4 protein-coding genes are annotated in these 3,833 nt (G+C 68.2%); 2 read left to right on the top strand and 2 right to left on the bottom strand.

Going from position 1 to position 3,833, the window contains the following annotated elements; all coding sequences use genetic code 11:
* Positions 1-211 precede the first annotated feature (211 nt).
* Entirely contained in the window at positions 212-1,165 is a 954-nt protein-coding gene (locus tag RCO27_RS19235; protein WP_309004347.1) for an alpha/beta hydrolase, read from the top strand.
* A 17-nt stretch (positions 1,166-1,182) separates the two neighbouring features.
* Here the strand turns inward: RCO27_RS19235 and RCO27_RS19230 are convergent, their stop codons facing one another.
* Positions 1,183-1,614, bottom strand: coding sequence for a VOC family protein (locus tag RCO27_RS19230; protein ID WP_309004346.1), 432 nt, complete (start codon positions 1,612-1,614; stop codon positions 1,183-1,185).
* 24 nt (positions 1,615-1,638) lie between these two features.
* A complete protein-coding gene (locus RCO27_RS19225; protein WP_309004345.1) occupies positions 1,639-2,232 on the bottom strand; it encodes a TetR/AcrR family transcriptional regulator in 594 nt (197 codons plus the stop codon).
* An 82-nt stretch (positions 2,233-2,314) separates the two neighbouring features.
* Here RCO27_RS19225 and RCO27_RS19220 point away from each other — a divergent pair, with 82 nt between their 5' ends.
* Entirely contained in the window at positions 2,315-3,589 is a 1,275-nt protein-coding gene (locus RCO27_RS19220; RefSeq protein ID WP_309004344.1) for a hypothetical protein, read from the top strand.
* The last annotated feature ends 244 nt before the right edge of the window (positions 3,590-3,833 follow it).

Below are 3,833 nucleotides of genomic sequence, written 5' to 3'. Positions count from 1 at the left end.
TGGCGGCAAGGCCGATCTGCGCCCGGTCAACGACATGGGCTTCATGTACCAGCGCACCTTCGCGGACCCGGACGGCAACAGCTTCGAGCCGCTCTGGCTCAATCCGGACGCGACATTCGAGCCAGCCTGAGCCGCCGGGCGCGATGGCCGGCCTGCCACCCCCTCGGGACCGGCCATCGCGACACCGCGCTCCAACAAGGAGTAAGTTTCGATGATCAGGAACATCTTCTCCCTCGCCCTGGCGATCAGCGCCGCATCGCTGGCAATGTCCGAACCTGCCCCCGCCCAAATGCCGGGCCAGCCGACCTCCGCGCAGGCCACGTCAGTCGCCGCAGGCAAGCGATCGGGAGTCGCGGAAGCGGACGGCGTCCGCGTCCACTACGACGTCTATGGCGACCTTGGGTCGGGCAAGACCCCGCTCCTCGTCCTGCACGGCGCCTATATGTCCGCCGATTCGATGGCGCCGTTCGTCGAGCGCTTTGCCCGGACCCGACCGGTCATCGTCCTCGATCAGCGCGGCCACGCCCGGACCGGCGATGCGCCGGGTCCGATCACCTATGAGGCGATGGCCGACGATGCCGCAGCCGTGCTCGACGCTGCCGGCGTCCGCCAGGCCGACGTGTTCGGCTATTCGATGGGCGGGGGCGTGGCGCTCCAGCTGGCGATCCGCCATCCCGACCGGGTGCTGCACCTGGTCCCGGTCTCGGCGGGCACCCGCCTCGATGCGATGTATCCCGAAGTGATCGCGGGAATTGCCCAGATCACCCCGGCCGTGTTCGAGAACACACCGATCCGGCGCGAATATGACCGGCTGGCCCCTCGCCCGCAGGATTTCCCGCGGCTGGTCGATGAGCTGAAGATCCTGGATGCAACCCCGTTCGACTGGGGCGCGGCGGTGCGCGCGCTGCGACACCGCACCATGATCGTCATGGGCGATTATGACATCGTCACGCCGGAACATGCCGTCGAGCTGTTCCGCCTGCGCGGCGGCGGCGCGGCCGCGACGGCGGCGCAGGGCTTTCTGACCGAAGCGCCGCCGGCGCGCCTCCTGATCCTGCCGGCGACCTCGCACATCGGCGTGATCGGGGCGGCCGACTCCCTCGTCGCGCTGGTGACGCCGTTCCTCGACGATGTCGCCCCGCCCCCGCCGGAAGGCTTCTTCTGATCGCCCGCGGCGGTGCGTCAGCGCTCGGTCCGGGGCGTCCCCCTCCGCTCCAGATCGAGCGCATTCTCGGTGCCGAAGGCGAGCTCCAGGTTGATGCCGTTCGGATCCCTGAGCACGATCTGGGTCAATCCCGGCACCCGCGTCTCGCGCCGCCGATAGGCGATGCCGCGGGCAACCAGCCGCCGCTCCATCTCGTCCGGATCGCGGCAGTCGAAAGCGACATGGTCCAGCCGCCCGCGCAGCGCGACGGGCGGCACCGCCTCGTTCTCGTCAGGCATGTTGACATGGATGATCGCCCGCCCCCCTTCGTCGAAGAGCCAGACGTTGCGCGCGGGATCGGCCATGGTCGCGGCTGGCCCGCGCCCGAGGTCGAACAGCACCTCGTAGAATTCGAGCGTCTCCTCGAGCAGCGGCGTGCGGATGTTGATATGGCCGATCCGGTCGATCATCGCGGACTCCCACGCAGCAAGGTGTCAGATCCGGACGCCCGGTAGCACGCGCTGCAGATGCCGATCCAGCGTTTGCCGGGCGAGCACGGACGATGCGCCGTAGAGCGCGACGCCGATCCCCAGGCCGGACGCCAGCGCCATCAGCAGCCGCGCTTCCAGATCGGCGTCGACGCCGGCCTCCCCGGCATGGGCCGCGGCGATCACCGCGACCGCCAGCTCGTGGATCTCCCGGTCCCCTTCCGTCACCACGGCCATGATCCGCGGGTCGGACTGGCCACGGGCGGCAAAGGCGACATTGACGCGGATGGCGTCGCGAGTCTCGGCATTCTCGCCCAGCAGTTCGTCCAGGATCGCCAGCAGCGCCGCTTGCTCATCCTCCTCGCGCCCCTTCAGCCGGTCGAGGATGCGCGTCTCCATCCGATCATAGGCGCGCTGCAGGCTGTAGATCAGCAGGTCGTCCTTGCTGGCGAAATAATGCTGCACCCGCCCCATCGACACCCCGGCCTCGGCCGCGACGGTGCGCAGCGACACGCCCTCCAGGCCCTCGCGCGCGACCAGCCGCCAGACGGCATCGAAGAGCACCCGTTTCTGTTCGTCGACGTCGACCTGCTTCGGCATCGTGGAAAGGTAGCAATGCGACCGCATTGACGCAAATCGCGGCGCGTTGTAATGCGATCGCATTGTAAAAGGAGCGCTATGCATGACGACGCGTGCGGTAAATGGCCTCCAGGGTCTCGCGGCTCTCATCGGGATCACCTTCGGGCTGCTGCCGCTCGCGAAGCTGTGGTTCGGCGCAAACGCGCAGACGATCTGGACACGGCTGTTGGGCGCCATGTCCGAGACCACCGTCCACGTGCTGGCCGGCGGCACGGTCTGCCTTGCGATCGTCGCGATCTCTTTCCTCGAACGGCGGCGGCCTCCAATCACGTTGCCTGAAGACGCGCTACCGCGTCGCGACTGGCTCGGGCCGGTCCAGATCCTGTGTCTGGCGGGTCTGTCCGCCGTCGGCGCGGAGCTGCTGGCCGCCTATGCCGAAAATACCGGCAACGTCCTGGCCCTCCTCTTCGCGCTCGTCTTCTTCATGGCGCTGTACGGGGCGCCGGCGCTGCTCGCGCGCGAACTGGTCCGGCGCGCCGGCTGGGGCTGGCCGTCGCTGCTGCTGCTCGCGCTGGCGCTGGGCATCGCCCAGGCCTGTTTGATCGATCAGTCGCTCTTCAGCGCCGATTATATCGGCTATGAAGGCTGGGCGGAGGCCCGTCAGGACGCCTTCATCCCGATGCTCTCGATCAGCGCAAATCAGGCCTGGAGCTTCATCGTCGGCCATGTGATCTTCAGCTTCGGCGCGCCGATCGCCATTGCCGAAGCTTGGAGACCGCATCGCGCCCGTGAGCCCTGGCTCGGGCCGGTGGGCATCGTCATTGCGGTCCTCGCTTATGTCGGAACGGCCTTGCTCGTCGCGTTCGACCCCAGCTCTCGAAGCGCATCCGCCACACAGTTCATCGCTTCGGCTCTGCTCGTCCTCGCCTGCATCCTGACGGCGTGGCGTATCGGGCGGGGCGCCCGGCCTGTGGCTGCGACGGAGCGGGAAAGATCATCGATCAGCCCGCTTGCGGTCTTCGCCATCGCGCTCGTGCCCGCGCTCGCCCTCGCGATGGATCTGTTCGCGGAGGGTTGGGCTGCGTTCGCGCTCAACGTCACCGTCACCGGCGCGATTGGCGCACTGGTCTGGCGGCGCGCGCGGCGGCCCGGCTGGACCGTCCGTCACATCGCCGCCGTCGCCCTCGCCTTCCTCGTCAGCCGCGGCGCCCTCGCCTTCACCTATTTTCCGCTGGCCGGCCAGGTCGAGGCGCCGGCCAAATATGGCCACAACATCGTGATGATGCTGATCGTCCTCATCGCCGGCTGGTTCGCCCTGCGTCCCGGCGCTACCGCCTCGCCCGCAGCCGCCGGCGATCCTGACGAGGCCCGGCCGTGATCCCGCCCATCATCGCGGCGAGGAACGCTCGAGGGCTCCCGGTGGCTGGAATCTGACCCTCGGAGAGAATGTCCAATCGGGTAGAAAGCCGACTTCTGTTCCCCTCCCTGGAAGGGAGGGGCTACGACCAATCGACATTCAGCATGAAACTCCCTCTCCCAGCGGGGAGAGGGTTGGGGTGAGGGGGTTCTGCCTCCGAGAATGGTCCCAAATGCCCGACACCCTCACCCTGCCCTCTCCCTCA

The sequence above is a fragment of the Sphingosinicella sp. LHD-64 genome (assembly GCF_031157375.1).
Taxonomy (GTDB): Bacteria; Pseudomonadota; Alphaproteobacteria; order Sphingomonadales; family Sphingomonadaceae; genus Allosphingosinicella.
The sequence above is the reverse complement of the archived record's forward strand: the minus strand, read 5'-3'. Positions and strand labels throughout refer to the sequence as shown.